Source organism: Bacillus sp. EB600 (assembly GCF_024494385.1).
Classification (GTDB): domain Bacteria; phylum Bacillota; class Bacilli; order Bacillales; family Cytobacillaceae; genus JAEVLT01.
Window position 1 is genome coordinate 21,400 of record NZ_JAEVLT010000024.1, and the last position, 17,088, is coordinate 38,487.

31 protein-coding genes and 1 pseudogene are annotated in these 17,088 nt (G+C 40.1%); all 32 read right to left on the reverse strand.

Annotated elements, in window-relative coordinates:
• Positions 1–22: 22 nt before the first annotated feature.
• Positions 23–967: a DNA-directed RNA polymerase subunit alpha gene (locus JN080_RS19825; protein WP_256237709.1), complete on the reverse strand. Its 945-nt coding sequence runs from the start codon at positions 965–967 to the stop codon at positions 23–25.
• 171 nt (positions 968–1,138) lie between these two features.
• On the reverse strand, positions 1,139–1,528 hold the full coding sequence (rpsK, locus tag JN080_RS19830; protein WP_256237710.1) for a 30S ribosomal protein S11: 390 nt from the start codon (positions 1,526–1,528) through the stop codon (positions 1,139–1,141).
• Between the two features lie 24 nt (positions 1,529–1,552).
• Positions 1,553–1,918 (reverse strand): 30S ribosomal protein S13, encoded by a 366-nt coding sequence (rpsM, locus tag JN080_RS19835; protein WP_256237711.1) that lies wholly within the window; start codon positions 1,916–1,918, stop codon positions 1,553–1,555.
• Positions 1,919–1,941: 23 nt separating this feature from the next.
• Positions 1,942–2,055, reverse strand: coding sequence for a 50S ribosomal protein L36 (gene rpmJ / locus JN080_RS19840; RefSeq protein WP_000868344.1), 114 nt, complete (start codon positions 2,053–2,055; stop codon positions 1,942–1,944).
• A 37-nt stretch (positions 2,056–2,092) separates the two neighbouring features.
• Positions 2,093–2,311: a translation initiation factor IF-1 gene (gene infA / locus JN080_RS19845; RefSeq protein ID WP_027322634.1), complete on the reverse strand. Its 219-nt coding sequence runs from the start codon at positions 2,309–2,311 to the stop codon at positions 2,093–2,095.
• 316 nt (positions 2,312–2,627) lie between these two features.
• Positions 2,628–2,846 (reverse strand): annotated as a pseudogene (locus JN080_RS19850) (M24 family metallopeptidase); the annotation flags it as partial.
• Between the two features lie 23 nt (positions 2,847–2,869).
• Entirely contained in the window at positions 2,870–3,523 is a 654-nt protein-coding gene (locus JN080_RS19855) for an adenylate kinase (RefSeq protein ID WP_256237712.1), read from the reverse strand.
• Between the two features lie 57 nt (positions 3,524–3,580).
• Complete coding sequence (gene secY / locus JN080_RS19860) at positions 3,581–4,876, reverse strand: preprotein translocase subunit SecY (RefSeq protein WP_256237713.1); 1,296 nt, start codon at positions 4,874–4,876, stop codon at positions 3,581–3,583.
• The gene (gene rplO, locus JN080_RS19865; protein WP_256237714.1) at positions 4,876–5,316 is read right to left on the reverse strand and encodes a 50S ribosomal protein L15; all 441 of its coding nucleotides are present in this window, start codon (positions 5,314–5,316) and stop codon (positions 4,876–4,878) included. Before rplO ends, secY begins: the two co-directional genes overlap by 1 nt.
• A 32-nt stretch (positions 5,317–5,348) precedes the next feature.
• Entirely contained in the window at positions 5,349–5,531 is a 183-nt protein-coding gene (gene rpmD / locus JN080_RS19870; protein WP_256237715.1) for a 50S ribosomal protein L30, read from the reverse strand.
• Between the two features lie 13 nt (positions 5,532–5,544).
• Complete coding sequence (gene rpsE / locus JN080_RS19875) at positions 5,545–6,045, reverse strand: 30S ribosomal protein S5 (RefSeq protein ID WP_256237716.1); 501 nt, start codon at positions 6,043–6,045, stop codon at positions 5,545–5,547.
• A gap of 24 nt (positions 6,046–6,069) precedes the next feature.
• The gene (rplR, locus tag JN080_RS19880; RefSeq protein ID WP_256237717.1) at positions 6,070–6,432 is read right to left on the reverse strand and encodes a 50S ribosomal protein L18; all 363 of its coding nucleotides are present in this window, start codon (positions 6,430–6,432) and stop codon (positions 6,070–6,072) included.
• Between the two features lie 38 nt (positions 6,433–6,470).
• Positions 6,471–7,007: a 50S ribosomal protein L6 gene (rplF, locus tag JN080_RS19885; RefSeq protein ID WP_256237718.1), complete on the reverse strand. Its 537-nt coding sequence runs from the start codon at positions 7,005–7,007 to the stop codon at positions 6,471–6,473.
• A gap of 31 nt (positions 7,008–7,038) precedes the next feature.
• The gene (gene rpsH, locus JN080_RS19890) at positions 7,039–7,437 is read right to left on the reverse strand and encodes a 30S ribosomal protein S8 (RefSeq protein ID WP_256237719.1); all 399 of its coding nucleotides are present in this window, start codon (positions 7,435–7,437) and stop codon (positions 7,039–7,041) included.
• Positions 7,438–7,467: 30 nt separating this feature from the next.
• The gene (locus JN080_RS19895; protein ID WP_256237720.1) at positions 7,468–7,653 is read right to left on the reverse strand and encodes a type Z 30S ribosomal protein S14; all 186 of its coding nucleotides are present in this window, start codon (positions 7,651–7,653) and stop codon (positions 7,468–7,470) included.
• A 24-nt stretch (positions 7,654–7,677) separates the two neighbouring features.
• Positions 7,678–8,217: a 50S ribosomal protein L5 gene (rplE, locus tag JN080_RS19900; RefSeq protein ID WP_256237721.1), complete on the reverse strand. Its 540-nt coding sequence runs from the start codon at positions 8,215–8,217 to the stop codon at positions 7,678–7,680.
• Positions 8,218–8,242: 25 nt separating this feature from the next.
• Complete coding sequence (gene rplX, locus JN080_RS19905; protein ID WP_256237722.1) at positions 8,243–8,551, reverse strand: 50S ribosomal protein L24; 309 nt, start codon at positions 8,549–8,551, stop codon at positions 8,243–8,245.
• Between the two features lie 36 nt (positions 8,552–8,587).
• A complete protein-coding gene (gene rplN, locus JN080_RS19910) occupies positions 8,588–8,956 on the reverse strand; it encodes a 50S ribosomal protein L14 (protein ID WP_256237723.1) in 369 nt (122 codons plus the stop codon).
• Between the two features lie 39 nt (positions 8,957–8,995).
• Positions 8,996–9,259 (reverse strand): 30S ribosomal protein S17, encoded by a 264-nt coding sequence (gene rpsQ / locus JN080_RS19915; protein WP_256237724.1) that lies wholly within the window; start codon positions 9,257–9,259, stop codon positions 8,996–8,998.
• Positions 9,260–9,281: 22 nt separating this feature from the next.
• Positions 9,282–9,482, reverse strand: a complete 201-nt coding sequence (rpmC, locus tag JN080_RS19920) for a 50S ribosomal protein L29 (protein WP_256237726.1) — start codon at positions 9,480–9,482, stop codon at positions 9,282–9,284.
• Positions 9,472–9,906, reverse strand: a complete 435-nt coding sequence (rplP, locus tag JN080_RS19925; protein ID WP_256237728.1) for a 50S ribosomal protein L16 — start codon at positions 9,904–9,906, stop codon at positions 9,472–9,474. The genes rpmC and rplP overlap by 11 nt, the downstream gene beginning before the upstream one ends.
• Position 9,907: 1 nt before the next feature.
• On the reverse strand, positions 9,908–10,564 hold the full coding sequence (gene rpsC / locus JN080_RS19930; RefSeq protein ID WP_256237729.1) for a 30S ribosomal protein S3: 657 nt from the start codon (positions 10,562–10,564) through the stop codon (positions 9,908–9,910).
• Positions 10,565–10,567: 3 nt separating this feature from the next.
• Entirely contained in the window at positions 10,568–10,909 is a 342-nt protein-coding gene (gene rplV, locus JN080_RS19935; protein ID WP_256237730.1) for a 50S ribosomal protein L22, read from the reverse strand.
• A gap of 17 nt (positions 10,910–10,926) precedes the next feature.
• On the reverse strand, positions 10,927–11,205 hold the full coding sequence (rpsS, locus tag JN080_RS19940) for a 30S ribosomal protein S19 (protein WP_256237731.1): 279 nt from the start codon (positions 11,203–11,205) through the stop codon (positions 10,927–10,929).
• A gap of 60 nt (positions 11,206–11,265) precedes the next feature.
• Positions 11,266–12,096 (reverse strand): 50S ribosomal protein L2, encoded by an 831-nt coding sequence (rplB, locus tag JN080_RS19945; protein WP_256237732.1) that lies wholly within the window; start codon positions 12,094–12,096, stop codon positions 11,266–11,268.
• 25 nt (positions 12,097–12,121) lie between these two features.
• Entirely contained in the window at positions 12,122–12,409 is a 288-nt protein-coding gene (gene rplW, locus JN080_RS19950; RefSeq protein WP_256237776.1) for a 50S ribosomal protein L23, read from the reverse strand.
• Entirely contained in the window at positions 12,406–13,029 is a 624-nt protein-coding gene (gene rplD / locus JN080_RS19955; protein ID WP_256237734.1) for a 50S ribosomal protein L4, read from the reverse strand. The genes rplW and rplD overlap by 4 nt, the downstream gene beginning before the upstream one ends.
• Before the next feature lie 29 nt (positions 13,030–13,058).
• Positions 13,059–13,685 (reverse strand): 50S ribosomal protein L3, encoded by a 627-nt coding sequence (gene rplC, locus JN080_RS19960; protein WP_256237735.1) that lies wholly within the window; start codon positions 13,683–13,685, stop codon positions 13,059–13,061.
• A 38-nt stretch (positions 13,686–13,723) separates the two neighbouring features.
• Entirely contained in the window at positions 13,724–14,032 is a 309-nt protein-coding gene (gene rpsJ / locus JN080_RS19965) for a 30S ribosomal protein S10 (RefSeq protein ID WP_027322659.1), read from the reverse strand.
• 443 nt (positions 14,033–14,475) lie between these two features.
• On the reverse strand, positions 14,476–15,210 hold the full coding sequence (locus JN080_RS19970) for a sirohydrochlorin chelatase (protein ID WP_256237738.1): 735 nt from the start codon (positions 15,208–15,210) through the stop codon (positions 14,476–14,478).
• 70 nt (positions 15,211–15,280) lie between these two features.
• A complete protein-coding gene (gene cysC / locus JN080_RS19975; RefSeq protein ID WP_256237740.1) occupies positions 15,281–15,886 on the reverse strand; it encodes an adenylyl-sulfate kinase in 606 nt (201 codons plus the stop codon).
• A gap of 14 nt (positions 15,887–15,900) precedes the next feature.
• A complete protein-coding gene (gene sat, locus JN080_RS19980) occupies positions 15,901–17,055 on the reverse strand; it encodes a sulfate adenylyltransferase (protein ID WP_256237741.1) in 1,155 nt (384 codons plus the stop codon).
• Between the last annotated feature and the right edge of the window lie 33 nt (positions 17,056–17,088).

Consider the following 17,088-nt stretch of genomic DNA (forward strand, 5'->3'; position numbering starts at 1 on the left):
TAGTTAATTACTTGTTAACTAGTCAGTCATCCTTACGTAAGCCTAATCCAAGCTCTTCTAGTTTTGCCTTCACTTCTTCAAGTGATTTGCGTCCTAAGTTACGTACTTTCATCATATCTTCTTCAGTCTTGTTAGCTAACTCCTGAACAGTATTAATTCCAGCACGTTTTAAGCAGTTGTAAGATCGAACTGATAGATCAAGTTCTTCAATAGTCATTTCAAGAACTTTTTCTTTTTGGTCTTCTTCTTTTTCAATCATGATTTCAGCATTTTGAGCCTCATCAGTTAAACCAACGAAGATATTTAAATGCTCAGTCAAGATCTTCGAACCTAGTGCAATCGCTTCTTTTGGTCCCGTGCTTCCGTCTGTCCAAACATCTAAAGTTAGCTTATCGTAGTTGGACATTTGGCCAACACGTGTATTTTCCACTTGATAGGATACCCGAGAAACTGGTGTGTAGATCGAGTCGATTGGAATAACACCAATTGGTTGATCTTCACGCTTGTTTTGATCAGCCTGGGTATATCCGCGACCTCTTCTTGCAGTTAAACGCATGCGAAGATGACCATTTGCACCTAATGTAGCAATATGAAGATCAGGGTTTAGAATCTCTACATCACTGTCATGTGTAATATCGGCTGCCTTTACAGCACCTTCATTTTGAACATCAATCTCAAGTGTCTTTTCTTCATCAGAGTAGATTTTCAAAGCTAATTTTTTAATGTTTAGGATGATGGAAGTTACATCCTCTACGACGCCTTCAATTGTTGAGAATTCATGAAGGACTCCATCGATTTGAATCGCTGTAACAGCTGCACCTGGGAGTGAGGATAATAGGATACGACGTAAGGAGTTACCCAAAGTGGTACCATATCCACGCTCAAGTGGTTCAACGACGAACTTACCGTACTTGGCATCCTCGTTGATCTCAACCGTTTCGATTTTTGGTTTTTCTATTTCGATCATCAAATAACCCTCCTTCAAAACGTCGAAAACCCGGCTAGGAATGTTCTAACCGAAATTCCCCCATGTATACGTTCCCGTTTTGTGCACAACAACTGGAATAATGACTCTGTAAGAACGGAAAAATAGTACATATCCCATTATTGACAAGGATACAAATTCTATACAGAAAAATTAAACACGACGACGTTTTGGTGGGCGGCAACCATTATGCGGTACAGGCGTAACGTCTTTAATTGCCGTTACTTCTAGTCCTGCTGCTTGCAAAGCACGAATTGCTGCTTCACGTCCAGCACCAGGTCCTTTTACTGTAACTTCTAATGTTTTCATGCCATGTTCCATCGAAGTTTTAGCTGCAGTTTCTGCTGCCATTTGCGCTGCGAAAGGAGTAGATTTACGTGAACCTTTAAATCCTAGCGCACCTGCACTTGACCAAGAAATTGCATTACCATGGATATCAGTAATTGTTACAATAGTATTGTTAAATGTTGAACGGATATGAGCAATACCAGCTTCAATATTCTTTTTGACACGGCGTTTACGTGTATTTGTTTTACGAGCCATTTAAATGAGTACCTCCTTTACCGATTATTTTTTCTTGTTCGCTACAGTCTTACGAGGACCTTTACGAGTACGTGCATTGTTTTTTGTGTTTTGTCCGCGAACCGGTAAACCACGACGATGACGTAAACCGCGGTAGCTGCCGATTTCCATTAAACGTTTGATGTTAAGGGAAATTTCACGACGAAGGTCACCTTCGACCTTTAATTTGTCAATAATATCACGAATTTTGTTCAATTCTTCTTCTGTTAAATCACGCACACGTGTCTCTTCAGAAACACCAGCTTCTGCTAACACTTTTTGTGCAGTTGGTTTACCAATACCATAGATATAAGTTAAAGAGATTACTACACGTTTTTCACGTGGAATATCTACACCAGCAATACGTGCCATTCTTTAGTGCACCTCCTTTTCAATTAACCTTGTTTTTGTTTATGTTTAGGGTTTTCACAGATAACCATAACTTTTCCGCGTCTACGGATAACTTTGCACTTTTCGCAGATCGGTTTAACAGATGGTCTTACTTTCATTATCCTAACCTCCTTAATAGTTCGGAGTGCAAGTAGATTATTTAAAGCGGTACGTAATACGTCCGCGTGTTAAGTCATATGGTGAAAGCTCAACAGTAACTTTGTCACCAGGCAGAATACGAATGAAATGCATGCGGATCTTACCTGAAACATGAGCTAATACACTATGACCATTTTCTAATTCTACCTTAAACATGGCGTTTGGCAAAGTTTCAATGACTTTACCCTCTATTTCAATAACATCATCTTTAGCCATCAAAATCGTCTCCCTTCTCTTTATCAGATTGCGTTCATTCAAAAACGTAGTAAGTGCAAGCGGGTCTTTCCGTTCGTTACACGACTGTTTCCTCAGGTACAATTCTGAACTTTAGGAGATACTTGATCAAAATAATTGAAGATGTAGAGGATTCTTATACTTTGCTGTATCAAACTCGCGAGTTACTCCGTCTTCAACAAAAATACTTTTAATCCAACAACCTTACAATTATAGCATACTGACCTGCATCTCGTCCGCTAGTAACTTTTGCAAAATGTCCTTTTTTGCGGAATATGAACGGTTGGGTCCAATAATATCCAGGCTTTTTAAGTGGACCGTTGTTTGAGAATCCTAATGAGGAATAACCGAATCTTCATGTAAGTCTTTCCCTACAACACATCCCACATACTCGCGTACAATCGAAAATCCAATTTGCCTCAACATAATTTTGAATCGCATGGGAGATATTTGAAAGACGTTCACCCGTTTTTACTTCTATTAAGCCTTGGTAGAGTGATTTCACTGTCATCTCGATTCCCCTAAGGGTCTTGCAAACGATCATTCAGCTAATCCCCCGAGTAATTGCTTAACATCCGCAAAAACAACGGAAATATCACGCTGGCCATTCAATGTACGCAAATAACCTTTTGCTTCATAAAAATCTAATAAAGGCTTAGATTGCTTAATATTAACATCTAAACGATTCTGAACTGTTTCAGCATTATCATCTGCACGTTGATAAAGCTCACCGCCACAACGATCACATACACCTTCAGCTGCAGGTGGGTTAAAAATAAGGTGATAGGTAGCGCCACAGTTCTTACAAATGCGACGTCCTGTTAATCGCTCCACTAAAATACTCTTATCAACATCGATATTGATCACATAATCAATTTTTCTTTCTAAATTGGCAAGAATATTTTCCAATGCTTCTGCTTGAGGAACCGTTCTAGGAAAACCATCTAGTAGAAAACCATTTCTGCAATCATCCTTACTTAGACGTTCACGTACAATTCCAATTGTTACTTCATCTGGAACAAGTTCGCCTTTATCCATGAATGATTGTGCTTGTAAGCCTAGTTCTGTTCCTTCTTTCATAGCTGCACGGAACATATCTCCAGTCGAGATATGAGGGATGCCGTATTGATCGACAATTTTTTCGGCTTGGGTGCCTTTTCCGGCCCCTGGAAGCCCCATTAATACTAAATTCACACGTATTCCCCCTTCGTGCTATTAATGGGTTTTAGGGAACGATGTCCCCAAAACCAGTTATTTTATAAATCCTTTATAATGGCGTTTAACCAACTGTGCTTCTAGCTGTCTCATTGTTTCAAGAGCTACACCAACGACGATGAGCAAACTTGTTCCACCAATTTGAGCTGATTGCGGAAGATTGGCAACCTGAATAAAGATAACTGGAAGTACAGCCACAACTGCCAAGAAAATCGAACCGACAAATGTCAGTCGATATAATACTCGCGTTAAGTATTCCTGTGTACTTTTTCCTGGACGAATTCCCGGAATATAGCCACTCTGCTTTTGTAGATTTTCTGCAGCTTGCTCAGGGTTAACCTGAATAAAGGCATAGAAGTACGTAAAAGCAATAATTAATGCTGCATAAATGACCATTCCGATTGGATGAGAATAATCAAATATGTTTTGAATCCAGACCGTTACATTATTTGTTGGAAAAAATGATGCAATCGTTCTTGGAGTTACAATAAAAGAAATGGCAAAGATAACAGGAATAACACCTGCAGCATTCACTTTTAATGGCATGTGGGTTGATTGACCTCCAACAGGAGTCCGTCCTGCAACCACACGTTTTGCATACTGAATTGGAATTTTACGTTTAGCCTGATCGAAGAAAATAACTCCAACCACCACAGCAATGACTGCTAGAACAATTAATAAAACAGTGACGATTCTAAGGAATAATTGAGATCCTGCATTTTCAAATTGCTGAACATATATTTGGTTTGCCACTGTTGGAATTCCAGCAACGATACCAGCAAAAATGATAATGGAGATTCCATTACCGACACCATGTGAAGTAATCTGCTCACCGAGCCACAATAGAAATGCGGTTCCTGCAGTTAATACAGTAGCGATTAATAGGTAGGTACCAATACTAGGATTTTGAATTAGCTGGCCGCTTGCCAAGTTATTAAAGCCATAAGACATACCTAGTCCCTCAATAAAACCAAGCACGATCGTAAAATAGCGTGTAAACTGTGCTAACTTACGCCGTCCGGCATCTCCTTGCTTTGACCACTCCGTAAACTTTGGCACAACATCCATTTGTAAGAGTTGAATAATAATGGATGCAGTGATGTATGGCATGATCCCCATGGCAAAAATGGAGAATTGCTTTAACGCACCTCCGCCAAAGGTATTTAAGATTCCGAAAACACTTAGTTTATCTTGGGCGCCGAGTACTTCGGCATTTACACTTGGTACAGGAATAAACGTTCCAAGACGAAATACAATTAACATTAAAAGGGTGAATATGATCTTACGTCTTATATCACCCACGCGCATAAAATTGGAGACCGTTGAAAACATTAGATCACCTCAGTTTTTCCACCAGCAGCTTCGATAGCTTCCTTGGCAGCAGAGGAGAATTTATGAGCTTTTACAGTCAATTTTTTCTCAATGTTTCCGCTAGCAAGAATTTTAATTCCTGCTTTAACGCTTTTCACCATCCCTGATTCGATAAGAAGTTCTGGAGTAACTTCTGTACCGTCTTCAAAATGATTTAAAACGTCAAGATTAACTACTGCATATTCTTTACGATTGATGTTTGTAAATCCGCGTTTTGGTAACCGACGGAAAAGTGGTGTTTGACCACCTTCAAAACCAAGGCGTACACCGCCACCAGAACGAGCATTTTGACCTTTATGTCCTTTTCCGGCTGTTTTTCCGTTACCAGAACCGATTCCGCGACCTTTGCGCTTTGGTTCTTGACGAGAACCTTCCGCAGGTTTTAACTCATGAAGTTTCATATTGGCACCTCCTTATTGAGAGAAGATCTAAATTATTGTTCTTTAACCGTAACAAGATGAGACACTTTCGTGATCATGCCGCGAATAGCAGCATTATCTTGATGCTCAACTGTTTGATTAAGTTTGCGTAATCCTAGTGCTTTTACTGTTTCACGTTGGTCTTCTGGACGACCAATCAGACTGCGAGTGAGGGTAACTGCTAATTTATTCGCCATTTTATTTCCCCCCTTATCCTAACAGTTCTTCTACTGATTTCCCACGTAATTTTGCTACGTCTTCAGCACGTTTTAATTGTTTTATTCCTTCGATTGTTGCACGAACCATGTTTATTGGTGTGTTTGTTCCTAAAGATTTTGAAAGGATATCGGCAACACCTGCTAATTCTAGCACGGCACGAACTGGACCACCAGCGATAACCCCTGTACCTTCTGAAGCAGGCTTAAGAAGAATTTCACCAGCGCCAAAGCGGCCAATGACTTGGTGCGGAACTGTTGTACCAACCATTGGTACTTCCACTAAGTTTTTCTTCGCATCCTCAATTGCTTTACGAATTGCATCAGGTACTTCTTGTGCTTTACCTGTACCGAAACCGACATGACCGTTTTTATCTCCAACTACTACTAGAGCAGTGAAACGGAAACGACGTCCACCTTTAACAACCTTCGCAACACGATTAACCGTAACCACGCGTTCTTCAAGTTCAAGTTTGTTTGGATCAATACGACGCATCTTTTTGTGTCCCTCCTTTGACTATTAAAATTGTAGGCCGTTTTCGCGGGCTGCATCAGCCAATGCTTGAATACGTCCATGATATAAGTATCCTCCACGGTCAAAGACAACCGCACTAATACCCTTTTCAACCGCACGTTTTGCTACAAGTTCACCGATTTTTTGTGCAGCTTCGAGGTTACTTGTAGACTCAAGACCTAAATCTTTATCCATTGTAGAAGCACTTGCTAAAGTAACTCCGTTCATATCATCGATAATTTGAGCATAAATGTGTTTGTTAGAACGGAACACATTTAGACGCGGACGAGCTGAAGTTCCGCTAAGTTTCGCACGAACACGAGCATGTCTTTTCCGGCGAGTAGCGTTTTTATCAGTCTTCGTAATCATTTACGTCACTCCTTTCGTTTACCAATAAAGGCTAGCTATTACTTACCTGTTTTACCCTCTTTACGACGAACAAATTCGCCTTCATAACGGATTCCTTTACCTTTGTAAGGCTCAGGAGGACGAACGTCACGAATGTTAGCAGCTAGTGCACCAACTCGTTCCTTGTTAGTTCCTTTTATAATAATTTTTGTATTGACAGGAACTTCGATTTCAAGACCAGCTTCTGGCTCGATTTCAACCGGATGAGAATATCCTACATTCAATACAAGCTTAGTACCTTGTTTTTGAGCACGATATCCAACCCCAATTAGTTCTAAGCCTTTTTCAAAGCCTTTTGAAACACCTTCCACCATGTTAGAAAGTAATGCGCGAGTTGTACCGTGCAATGCGCGATGTTCTTTCGTTTCAGATGGACGTGAGACATTAATAATATTTTCTTCAACATTGATTGCAATATCAGGATTAAATGAACGAGTAAGTTCACCTTTAGGTCCTTTTACTGTAACAACATTACCATTTAAAGTTACCGTAACTCCTGCTGGAATTTCGATTGGCTTTTTTCCTACGCGAGACATTTAGAGCACCTCCATTCATTCAAAAAATAAATTACCAAACGTAAGCTAATACTTCGCCGCCGATTTGTTTTGCACGAGCTTCTTTATCTGTTACAACACCAGTAGATGTTGAAACTAATGCAATACCAAGTCCGTTAAGTACACGAGGTACCTCATCTGATTTAGCATAAACACGAAGCCCTGGTTTGCTTATACGTTTAAGACCAGTAATAACACGTTGGTTGTTTGCACCGTATTTTAAGAAGATACGGATGATACCTTGTTTATTATCTTCAATATATTCAACGTCACGCACGAAACCTTCACGCTTTAAAATTTCAGCGATTTGTTTTTTGATATTAGAAGCAGGCACTTCTAACTTTTCGTGACGCACCATATTCGCATTTCGAATGCGAGTAAGCATATCAGCAATTGGATCTGTCATGACCATTATTTTTACCTCCTTCCACAGCTTTGAGTTTTACCAACTAGCTTTTTTAACACCAGGAATTTGTCCTTTGTACGCTAATTCACGGAAACAAATACGGCAAAGCTTAAATTTGCGGTATACAGAGTGTGGACGGCCGCAGCGTTCGCAGCGTGTGTACTCTTGTACTTTATATTTAGGCGTGCGCTTTTGTTTCACAATCATTGACTTTTTAGCCACGTTTTCGCCTCCCTTATTTCGTGATTACTTTTGGAACGGCATTCCAATTTGAGTTAAAAGTTCACGAGCTTCTTCATCAGTATTGGCAGTAGTTACGATAACAATATCCATACCACGAACTTTGCTTACTTTATCGTAATCAATTTCAGGGAAGATTAATTGTTCTTTAACACCCAAAGTATAGTTACCCCGGCCATCGAATGCTTTCTTCGATACACCACGGAAGTCACGTACACGTGGTAAAGAAACAGAAATTAATTTATCCAAGAATTCGTACATACGTTCACCACGAAGTGTAACCTTCGCACCGATCGGCATACCTTCACGAAGACGGAAGCCAGCGATTGATTTTTTTGCACGAGTTACAACAGGTTTTTGTCCTGTAATAGTAGTTAGCTCTTCTACTGCATTATCAAGTGCTTTCGCATTTGCAACAGCATCACCAACACCCATGTTTATGACGATTTTATCAACTTTTGGTACTTGCATAACTGATTTATAGTTGAACTTGCTCACTAGAGCAGGTGAGATCTCTTTTACATATCTTTCCTTTAGGCGGTTCATTGAGTGTACCTCCCTTCTTTATAAACTATTTATCTAAAACTTCACCGGATTTTGCTACGCGTACTTTTTTTCCATCAACCGTTTGGTACCCTACACGTGTTGGGTTTCCAGACTTAGGATCGATTGGCATCACGTTTGATACATGAATCGGTGCCTCTTGGTTAATGATTCCGCCCTGTGGATTCACTTGAGATGGCTTAGAATGTTTTTTCACAATGTTAACACCCTCTACAAGCACACGGCTGTCTTTTGGATAGGCTGCAAGGATTACTCCTGTTTTGCCCTTATCCTTACCAGAGATGACTCTGACTTTGTCACCTTTTTTTACATGCATCTGGTCGCACCTCCTTAAAAGGCATTTAATTTAAAATTATAGTACTTCTGGAGCTAATGAAACAATTTTCATAAAGTTGTTATCACGAAGTTCGCGAGCAACTGGTCCGAAGATACGAGTTCCACGAGGGCTCTTATCATCACGGATTATGACACATGCATTTTCATCAAATTTAATGTATGATCCGTCTGGACGGCGTGCTCCACTTTTCGTACGTACGACAACAGCCTTCACAACGTCGCCTTTTTTAACAACGCCACCTGGTGTTGCTTGTTTTACTGCACAAACTATTACATCACCAATACCGGCAAACTTACGACCAGAACCGCCTAGTACTTTGATTGTCAGTACTTCACGAGCACCAGAATTATCAGCAACTTTTAAACGTGTTTCTTGTTGAATCATGCGTGTAACCTCCTTTCGGAATTGGCTTAATCCGAACAATTATATAATAACGGCTTTTTCGACTACTTCTACTAAACGGAAGCGTTTTGTAGCTGAAAGCGGACGAGTTTCCATAACGCGTACGATATCGCCAATTTTAGCTTCATTTTGCTCATCATGAGCCTTAAACTTTTTAGAGTACTTAACGCGTTTACCGTAAAGAGGATGCTTTTTATATGTTTCAATAAGAACTGTAATGGTTTTATCCATTTTGTCAGAAACAACGCGTCCAGTGTAAACTTTGCGTTGGTTGCGTTCACTCATTGGGCGAACCTCCTCTCAATTATCACTTGTTAACGTTGATTTCTCTTTCACGTACCACGGTTTTCATACGAGCGATCGCCTTTCGTACTTCACGAATGCGCGCTGTGTTTTCAAGTTGTCCTGTCGCCAATTGAAAGCGAAGGTTAAAAAGCTCTTCTTTTAAAGATTTAACTTTTTGTTCAAGTTCAGCAGTGGTAAGGTCACGAATTTCATTAGCTTTCATTTGATTCACCACCAATTTCTTCACGTTTCACAAACTTACACTTTATTGGAAGCTTATGCATTGCAAGACGAAGTGCTTCGCGAGCAACTTCTTCAGGAACACCTGCGATTTCAAACATAATTCTGCCTGGTTTTACAACGGCTACCCATCCTTCAGGTGCCCCTTTACCGGAACCCATCCGAACTTCTAAAGGTTTAGCTGTGAAGGCTTTATGCGGGAAAATTTTAATCCAAACTTTACCGCCACGTTTCATGTAACGAGTCATTGCGATACGAGCAGCTTCAATTTGGCGGTTAGTAATCCAATGGGCTTCTAATGCTTGTAAACCATATTCGCCGAAGGAAATTTCAGTACCGCCTTTTGAATTACCCTTCATACTTCCACGGTGTGGACGACGATATTTAACGCGTTTTGGCAATAACATATTATTTGCCTCCTTCCGCAGTTTTCTTCTTAGTAGGAAGGACCTCACCCTTATAAATCCATACCTTTACGCCTAACTTACCATAAGTAGTATCAGCTTCAGCTGCAGCATAGTCAATGTCAGCGCGAAGTGTATGAAGTGGAACTGTTCCTTCGCTGTAATGTTCTGAGCGAGCGATATCTGCTCCGCCTAAACGGCCAGAAACTTGTGTTTTAATTCCTTTTGCACCTGAACGCATAGCACGTTGAATTACTTGCTTTTGAGCGCGACGGAATGATACACGGTTTTCTAATTGACGAGCAATATTTTCAGCAACTAATTTCGCATCCATATCAGCTTTTTTAATTTCAAGGATGTTAATGTGAACTCGCTTGCCAGTAAGTTGGTTTAATGCTTTACGTAAAGCCTCAACTTCTGTACCGCCTTTACCGATAACCATTCCAGGCTTCGCTGTATGAATAGTAACGTTCACACGGTTTGCAGCACGTTCAATTTCTACTTTAGAAACAGAAGCATCTTTCAAACGTTTCGCGATGTATTCACGAACTCTAAGGTCTTCGTGTAAAAGATCAGCAAAATCTTTGCCAGCGTACCATTTTGATTCCCAATCACGGATTATACCAATACGCAAACCGACTGGATTTACTTTTTGACCCACTGATTATCCCTCCTTCTTTTCTGATAAAACGATTGTAATATGACTAGTTCGTTTGTTAATTGCGCTTGCACGGCCCATTGCGCGAGGACGGAAACGTTTCAAAGTCGCTCCTTCATCTACAAACGCTTGTGCAACAACTAAATTATTTACGTCCATTTCATAATTATGCTCGGCATTGGCCATAGCTGATTTTAATACTTTCTCAACGATTGGAGAAGCTGCCTTAGGAGTAAGGTTTAAAATAGCTACCGCTTCACCAACTTGCTTACCTCGAATTAAATCGACGACTAAACGTGCTTTACGAGGAGCAATACGAACTGTTCTTGCAACAGCTTTAGCTTGCATGTGGATGCCCTCCTCTCTTAACGTCTTGTTTTCTTGTCATCATTTCCATGGCCTTTGTAAGCACGAGTTGGAGCAAATTCTCCAAGCTTGTGACCAACCATGTCTTCAGTAACATATACAGGTACATGTTTGCGACCATCATAGACAGCGACTGTGTGACCGATGAATTGCGGGAAGATCGTTGAACGGCGTGACCATGTTTTAATCACTTGCTTACCATTCGTTTCATTTAACTTTTCGATCTTTATCATCAAATGTTCATCAACAAAAGGTCCTTTTTTTAAGCTGCGACCCATAAGTGAACCTCCCTTCGTGACTGTCCTACGGTCCGATATGTGAACCGTAGCTCAATCTCGTTATTTTTTACGACGACGGACAATAAATTTGTCGGATTTATTTTTCTTCTTACGTGTTTTAAATCCAAGAGTTGGTTTACCCCAAGGAGACATTGGTGATTTACGTCCGATAGGAGCGCGTCCTTCACCACCACCATGTGGGTGATCATTAGGGTTCATAACAGAACCACGAACTGTTGGGCGCTTGCCTAACCAGCGTGAACGTCCAGCTTTACCAATGTTGATAAGTTCATGTTGTTCATTACCAACTTGACCAATCGATGCACGGCATTCAGATAGAATCATCCGAACTTCACCGGAATTCAAACGTACTAATACGTATTTTCCTTCTTTACCAAGAACTTGTGCAGATGTACCTGCAGAACGGACTAATTGGCCGCCTTTTCCTGGTTTTAATTCAATATTATGAACAACTGTACCAACTGGGATATTAACAAGTGGAAGTGCATTCCCCACTTTAATATCAGCTTCTGGTCCAGACATTACTTCTGCACCAACTTGAATGTTTTTAGGAGCTAGGATATAACGTTTTTCTCCATCAACATAATTAATTAATGCTATATTTGCAGAACGGTTTGGATCGTATTCAACAGTAGCAACGCGTCCTGGAATGCCATCTTTATCACGTTTAAAATCAATGATCCGATATTGACGCTTGTGACCGCCACCTTGATGACGAACAGTTAACTTACCTTGGTTGTTACGGCCGCCTTTGCTCTTTAATGGAGCTAATAGAGACTTTTCTGGAGTGGTTGAAGTGATTTCAGCAAAATCAGATACAGTCATTCCGCGACGACCGTTAGAGGTAGGTTTGTACTTTTTAATCGCCATTTATTTTCCCTCCTCTTCTTGAGTATTAAGCTTCAAATAGCTCGATTTCTTTACTGTCAGCAGTTAATTTAACAATTGCCTTACGGCGTTTGTTTGTGTAACCGCCAAATTTACCCATACGTTTGAATTTACCTTTATAGTTCATGATGTTAACTTTATCAACATCAACACCAAAGATTTCTTCAACAGCGTCTTTTACTTGAGTTTTATTAGCTCTAACATCAACTTCAAATGTATATTTTTTCTCAGACATTAAGTCGGTAGAACGTTCAGTGATAACGGGGCGCTTAATGATATCGCGTGCATCCATTATGCAAGCACCTCCTCTACTTTTTCAACCGCTGCTTTTGTCATGATTAATTTATCATGGCTTACAACGTCCAATACATTGATACCGTCAGCTGTTACAACTGTTACACCAGGAATATTCCGAGCAGAAAGTGCTACGTTTTCCTCTAAATCTGCTGTAACAATGAGAGCTTTTTTATCAACAGAAAGACCATTTAAAACAGCTTTGAAGTCTTTTGTTTTTGGAGATTCGAAAGCAAGGCTTTCTAGTACTAAAATGTTTTCTTCTAATACTTTTGATGAAAGTGCAGATTTAATTGCAAGACGACGAACCTTTTTAGGTAATTTGTAGCTGTAGCTGCGTGGAACGGGACCGAATACAGTACCACCTCCGCGCCATTGTGGTGAACGGATAGATCCTTGACGTGCACGTCCAGTTCCTTTTTGGCGCCATGGCTTACGTCCACCGCCGCTCACTTCTGAACGTCCTTTTACTTTATGTGTTCCTTGACGTAATGAAGCACGTTGCATAACAATTGCTTCGAATAATACGTGTTGGTTAGGCTCAATTCCAAATACAGATTCATTAAGTTCGATTTCACCAACTTGTGAACCGCTTTGGTTTAATAATGCTACCTTTGGCATTCTTTAGCCCCTCCTTTCTTATGAATTAATTATCCTTTAATTGCACTTTTAATTTTTACTAATCCTTTTCTTGCACCTGGAACATTACCTTTAATCAATAATAGGTTGCGTTCAACATCAACCTTTACGATTTCAAGATTTTGCACTGTTACTTGTTCTCCACCCATACGTCCAGGTAATGCCTTACCTTTGAATACACGGTTTGGAGCAACAGGTCCCATTGAACCAGGACGACGATGATAACGAGAACCGTGAGCCATAGGTCCGCGAGATTGTCCATGACGCTTGATTGAGCCTTGGAAACCTTTACCCTTTGATACTCCTGTTACATCTACGATATCGCCTGCTGCGAAAATATCAACTTTGACTTCTTGACCAACCTCATATCCTGTTAAGTCAACTCCGCGGAATTCGCGAATGAAGCGCTTAGGATTAGTGTTTGCCTTTGCAACATGCCCTTTTTCAGGTTTGTTCGCTAACTTTTCACGTTTATCTTCAAAACCAATTTGGATAGCTTCGTAGCCATCGCCTTCAACTGATTTCTTTTGAAGAACAACATTCTCAGCAGCTTCAACTACTGTTACCGGGATTAAATTGCCGTTTTCAGCAAATACTTGAGTCATACCAATTTTTCTTCCTAAGATTCCTTTGGTCATTTAAGTCACACCTCCTAAATTTCTAAAGTTTATTTTTATTAAAGTTTAATTTCAATATCAACGCCGGATGGTAAGTCTAAACGCATTAACGAATCAACTGTTTGCGGAGTTGGGTTAATGATATCAATTAGACGTTTGTGAGTACGCATCTCGAACTGTTCACGAGAATCTTTATACTTATGCACCGCACGAAGAATCGTGTAAATCGTTTTTTCAGTCGGAAGCGGAATCGGACCGGAAACGGCGGCACCTGAACGTTTAGCTGTTTCAACGATTTTCTCTGCTGACTGATCAAGGATTCTGTGATCATAAGCTTTTAAACGGATACGAATTTTTTGTTTTGCCATTATTTTCCCTCCTTTATCGCCTATTTTTAGAAATAGACATTCTCCGTGAAAATTTCCTTACACACTCGCCATGGCAAAGCGGCCGGGTGTGTCAGCAACCTTCCACATCATCGCAGTCAAAGACCAACATTGTCTATTATACATAAAACATAAAGCAAACGCAAGTCATTCTTTTAAATTCTTTATGTTTCACAACACTTTTATAATTATAACCAGCATAAAGCTGTTTTTCAAGGTAAAGATATAATTGGTAGAAAAGCGGAAGCACAATCTTAGCGAAGTACATTAGGCACTGTGCGCTTCAGTTAGATAGTCGTCAAGATTCATTCCATTGACCTTGTCTTTGAACAAAAAAGAAAGGAAGTAGTCAGTTTTTTATGACCTCTTCCTTTCTAAAAACCACTTTTCTTCTATAATAAAACACTTATTCTAAATGCCGCTAATTATCTGTCCTTTAATAGTTCTGCTGCCTTCTCGACTAAAATACTCACTATACTGGAATGGTAGCCTAAATAATTACACAAATAAAACTTTCTGCTAAAAGGATGTGTTTCAATCATCTTATTAAGATGTTTTATTAAAATCCCCGTAAATAGCAGATACGGAATAACAAAAATTTTATCATAGTTACTATCACCTGCTGCCTGCAGCCCGTCCTCTAAGCTTGGAGTTGCTGCAGTTAGGAAGCATGTGTCAACGTGTGCAATCCCTATTCTCTTCTTAAACATAGCAGCAATTCTGTTCAAGTCCCGTTTTACGTCTGGGTCGCTGCTTCCCCTCCCGACCAGCAGTACCATCGAGTTTTCAGTTATCGTCTCACCAATCTCTGATATTCTTTCAACCAAGGGTTCAATCATTTTTGGGTGTACGCTAATAGGACCTCCATATTTAATTGTAACTTCGGGGAAGAGCGAGCCTAATCTAGCTAATTCATTTGGAATATCCTTTTTTGCATGAGCAGCGGTGAGTAATAACACAGGAATAACCACAATTCTCCTTGCGCCCTTGTTAATACAGCTTTTAAACGCAGCTTCAATGGTTGGAGCAGCAAGTTCTAGAAAACAATATTCCTGAATCGGGGCAATGCTTTGACTCATACACTTTTCGATAAAGGCGACAGCTTGTTCTCTTGAAGCAGGTACCCTGCTCCCATGACATACATACAAAACAGCATTCATTTATAGGGCCTCACTTACAAGCATATTGCGACAACTATTTAAGCAATTTCCACTTAAGAACTACTTTAACTTAAGAAATGAATTTTCTTGATTTTAAATAGGCAATGACTTGGTCTACACATTCCTCAATCGTATAGAGGTTTGTTTCAACAACTAATTCAGGATTTTCAGGCTCCTCATAAGGAGAGGAAATTCCTGTAAAATCGGAGATTATTCCTTGTCTAGCCTTTACATAAAGACCCTTCGGATCCCTCTTTTCACACTCTTCTATTGGACATTTAACAAACACTTCAACAAACTCGTCTTCCTCAAGAAGATCGCGGACTACCTGGCGATCGGCTTGGAATGGCGAAATAAATGCTGTTAAAACAACCTGTGCACTATCAACGAATAACTTGGAAACTTCACCAATTCTGCGGATGTTTTCCTTCCGATCTTCTTCCGTGAAGCCAAGATCTTTATTTAAGCCATGGCGGATGTTATCCCCATCCAGCACATAGTTTCTTATCTCATTCTCATATAACCGTGTTGCCACTGCATTGGCAACTGTTGATTTTCCAGAACCTGATAACCCCGTAAACCAAATGACAAAACTGTGATGTCCATTTTGCTTCCTGCGCAAGCCCTTTGATAAAGATGCTTCATGCCAAACAACATTTGTACTCTTTTCAACCATTTCTCCCCGACTCCTTACGCTTTTACTGGTTCTTCTTTATCCTGCATACCTCTAATAAGTACCTCAACTACTTCTTTACGGCTAAAAGTGCTTGGCGGAAGCTGGCCACTGCGCAACATTTCCCTAACCTTCGTCCCAGACAGAATGACATGATCTTCTTTACCGTGCGGGCAGGTTTTTGTTGAAGCCATGTTTCCGCACTTTGTGCAATAGAAGCTGTGCTCAAAGAAAAATAAATTGATGCCTAACTCCTCTGGAGTAAAGTTACTGAAGATTTCTTGGGCATCATATGTTCCATAATAGTTTCCAACACCTGCATGATCACGGCCAACAATAAAATGTGTGCAGCCAAAGTTTTTTCTCACCATAGCATGGAAAATTGCTTCTCTAGGACCAGCATAGCGCATTGCTGCAGGAAATACTGCTAAAAAGACCCGATCTTGTGGGTAATAATTTTTTAATAGAACCTGATAGCTTTCCATTCTGACATCGGCAGGAATGTCATCCGATTTTGTTTCACCGACAAGCGGATTCAAGAACAAGCCGTCTACAGACTCAAGTGCTGTTTTTTGAATGTATTCATGGGCTCTGTGAACAGGATTTCTTGTTTGGAAACCAACAACTGTTTCCCATCCCTTTTCAGCAAATACCTTTCTTGTGTCAGCAGGGTCCAAATAAAATTCTTGGAAGTTATCGCGTACAATTCGTTTTACTAATTTAATTTTTCCGCCGATATAAACACTTCCGCGGTTATATAGCTTTTTCACACCAGGATGGGCATCGTCTGAAGTACGATAGACATTCTCAGCTTCAATTGTTTTATCTGGCCTATAAATATCAGCAACAGTAATAACCCCGTATGTTTCATGATCGTATACAAGCCTTGCTTCATCACCAATTTGAATGTTTTGAGCGGCTTCTTCAGTAACAGGAAGAGTGATTGGTATGCTCCAAACTGTTCCATCAGCAAGCCGCATTGTTTTTACAACAGACTCATAATCTTCCTTTTCTAAAAAGCCTTCAATCGGACTGTATGCCCCTACAGCGATTAATTCTAGGTCACTTAATGCCATGAAATCAATTTCAACTTCTTTTTCAACCTTTTTATAGTCATAGGAAGGTTCCCAGCGATTAATTAAAGTTCCTCCATGTGGTTTGCTAACTGTCATTTTACATTCCTCCTAAAAATTCCTTTAACTCTT

Coding starts and splice junctions, on each gene's coding strand:
- JN080_RS19825 (WP_256237709.1), bottom strand. CDS start 967: ATGATCGAAATAGAAAAACCAAAAATCGAAACGGTTGAGATCAACGAG.
- rpsK (WP_256237710.1), bottom strand. CDS start 1,528: ATGGCTCGTAAAACAAATACACGTAAACGCCGTGTCAAAAAGAATATT.
- rpsM (WP_256237711.1), bottom strand. CDS start 1,918: ATGGCACGTATTGCTGGTGTAGATATTCCACGTGAAAAACGTGTAGTA.
- rpmJ (WP_000868344.1), bottom strand. CDS start 2,055: ATGAAAGTAAGACCATCTGTTAAACCGATCTGCGAAAAGTGCAAAGTT.
- infA (WP_027322634.1), bottom strand. CDS start 2,311: ATGGCTAAAGATGATGTTATTGAAATAGAGGGTAAAGTCATTGAAACT.
- secY (WP_256237713.1), bottom strand. CDS start 4,876: ATGTTTTCAACGGTCTCCAATTTTATGCGCGTGGGTGATATAAGACGT.
- rplO (WP_256237714.1), bottom strand. CDS start 5,316: ATGAAACTTCATGAGTTAAAACCTGCGGAAGGTTCTCGTCAAGAACCA.
- rpmD (WP_256237715.1), bottom strand. CDS start 5,531: ATGGCGAATAAATTAGCAGTTACCCTCACTCGCAGTCTGATTGGTCGT.
- rpsE (WP_256237716.1), bottom strand. CDS start 6,045: ATGCGTCGTATTGATCCAAACAAACTTGAACTTGAAGAACGCGTGGTT.
- rplR (WP_256237717.1), bottom strand. CDS start 6,432: ATGATTACGAAGACTGATAAAAACGCTACTCGCCGGAAAAGACATGCT.
- rplF (WP_256237718.1), bottom strand. CDS start 7,007: ATGTCTCGCGTAGGAAAAAAGCCAATCGAAATTCCAGCAGGAGTTACG.
- rpsH (WP_256237719.1), bottom strand. CDS start 7,437: ATGGTCATGACAGATCCAATTGCTGATATGCTTACTCGCATTCGAAAT.
- rplE (WP_256237721.1), bottom strand. CDS start 8,217: ATGAACCGCCTAAAGGAAAGATATGTAAAAGAGATCTCACCTGCTCTA.
- rplX (WP_256237722.1), bottom strand. CDS start 8,551: ATGCATGTAAAAAAAGGTGACAAAGTCAGAGTCATCTCTGGTAAGGAT.
- rplN (WP_256237723.1), bottom strand. CDS start 8,956: ATGATTCAACAAGAAACACGTTTAAAAGTTGCTGATAATTCTGGTGCT.
- rpsQ (WP_256237724.1), bottom strand. CDS start 9,259: ATGAGTGAACGCAACCAACGCAAAGTTTACACTGGACGCGTTGTTTCT.
- rpmC (WP_256237726.1), bottom strand. CDS start 9,482: ATGAAAGCTAATGAAATTCGTGACCTTACCACTGCTGAACTTGAACAA.
- rplP (WP_256237728.1), bottom strand. CDS start 9,906: ATGTTATTGCCAAAACGCGTTAAATATCGTCGTCCACACCGTGGAAGT.
- rplV (WP_256237730.1), bottom strand. CDS start 10,909: ATGCAAGCTAAAGCTGTTGCAAGAACAGTTCGTATTGCTCCTCGTAAA.
- rpsS (WP_256237731.1), bottom strand. CDS start 11,205: ATGGGTCGCAGCTTAAAAAAAGGACCTTTTGTTGATGAACATTTGATG.
- rplB (WP_256237732.1), bottom strand. CDS start 12,096: ATGGCGATTAAAAAGTACAAACCTACCTCTAACGGTCGTCGCGGAATG.
- rplD (WP_256237734.1), bottom strand. CDS start 13,029: ATGCCAAAGGTAGCATTATTAAACCAAAGCGGTTCACAAGTTGGTGAA.
- rplC (WP_256237735.1), bottom strand. CDS start 13,685: ATGACCAAAGGAATCTTAGGAAGAAAAATTGGTATGACTCAAGTATTT.
- rpsJ (WP_027322659.1), bottom strand. CDS start 14,032: ATGGCAAAACAAAAAATTCGTATCCGTTTAAAAGCTTATGATCACAGA.
- JN080_RS19970 (WP_256237738.1), bottom strand. CDS start 15,210: ATGAATGCTGTTTTGTATGTATGTCATGGGAGCAGGGTACCTGCTTCA.
- cysC (WP_256237740.1), bottom strand. CDS start 15,886: ATGGTTGAAAAGAGTACAAATGTTGTTTGGCATGAAGCATCTTTATCA.
- sat (WP_256237741.1), bottom strand. CDS start 17,055: ATGACAGTTAGCAAACCACATGGAGGAACTTTAATTAATCGCTGGGAA.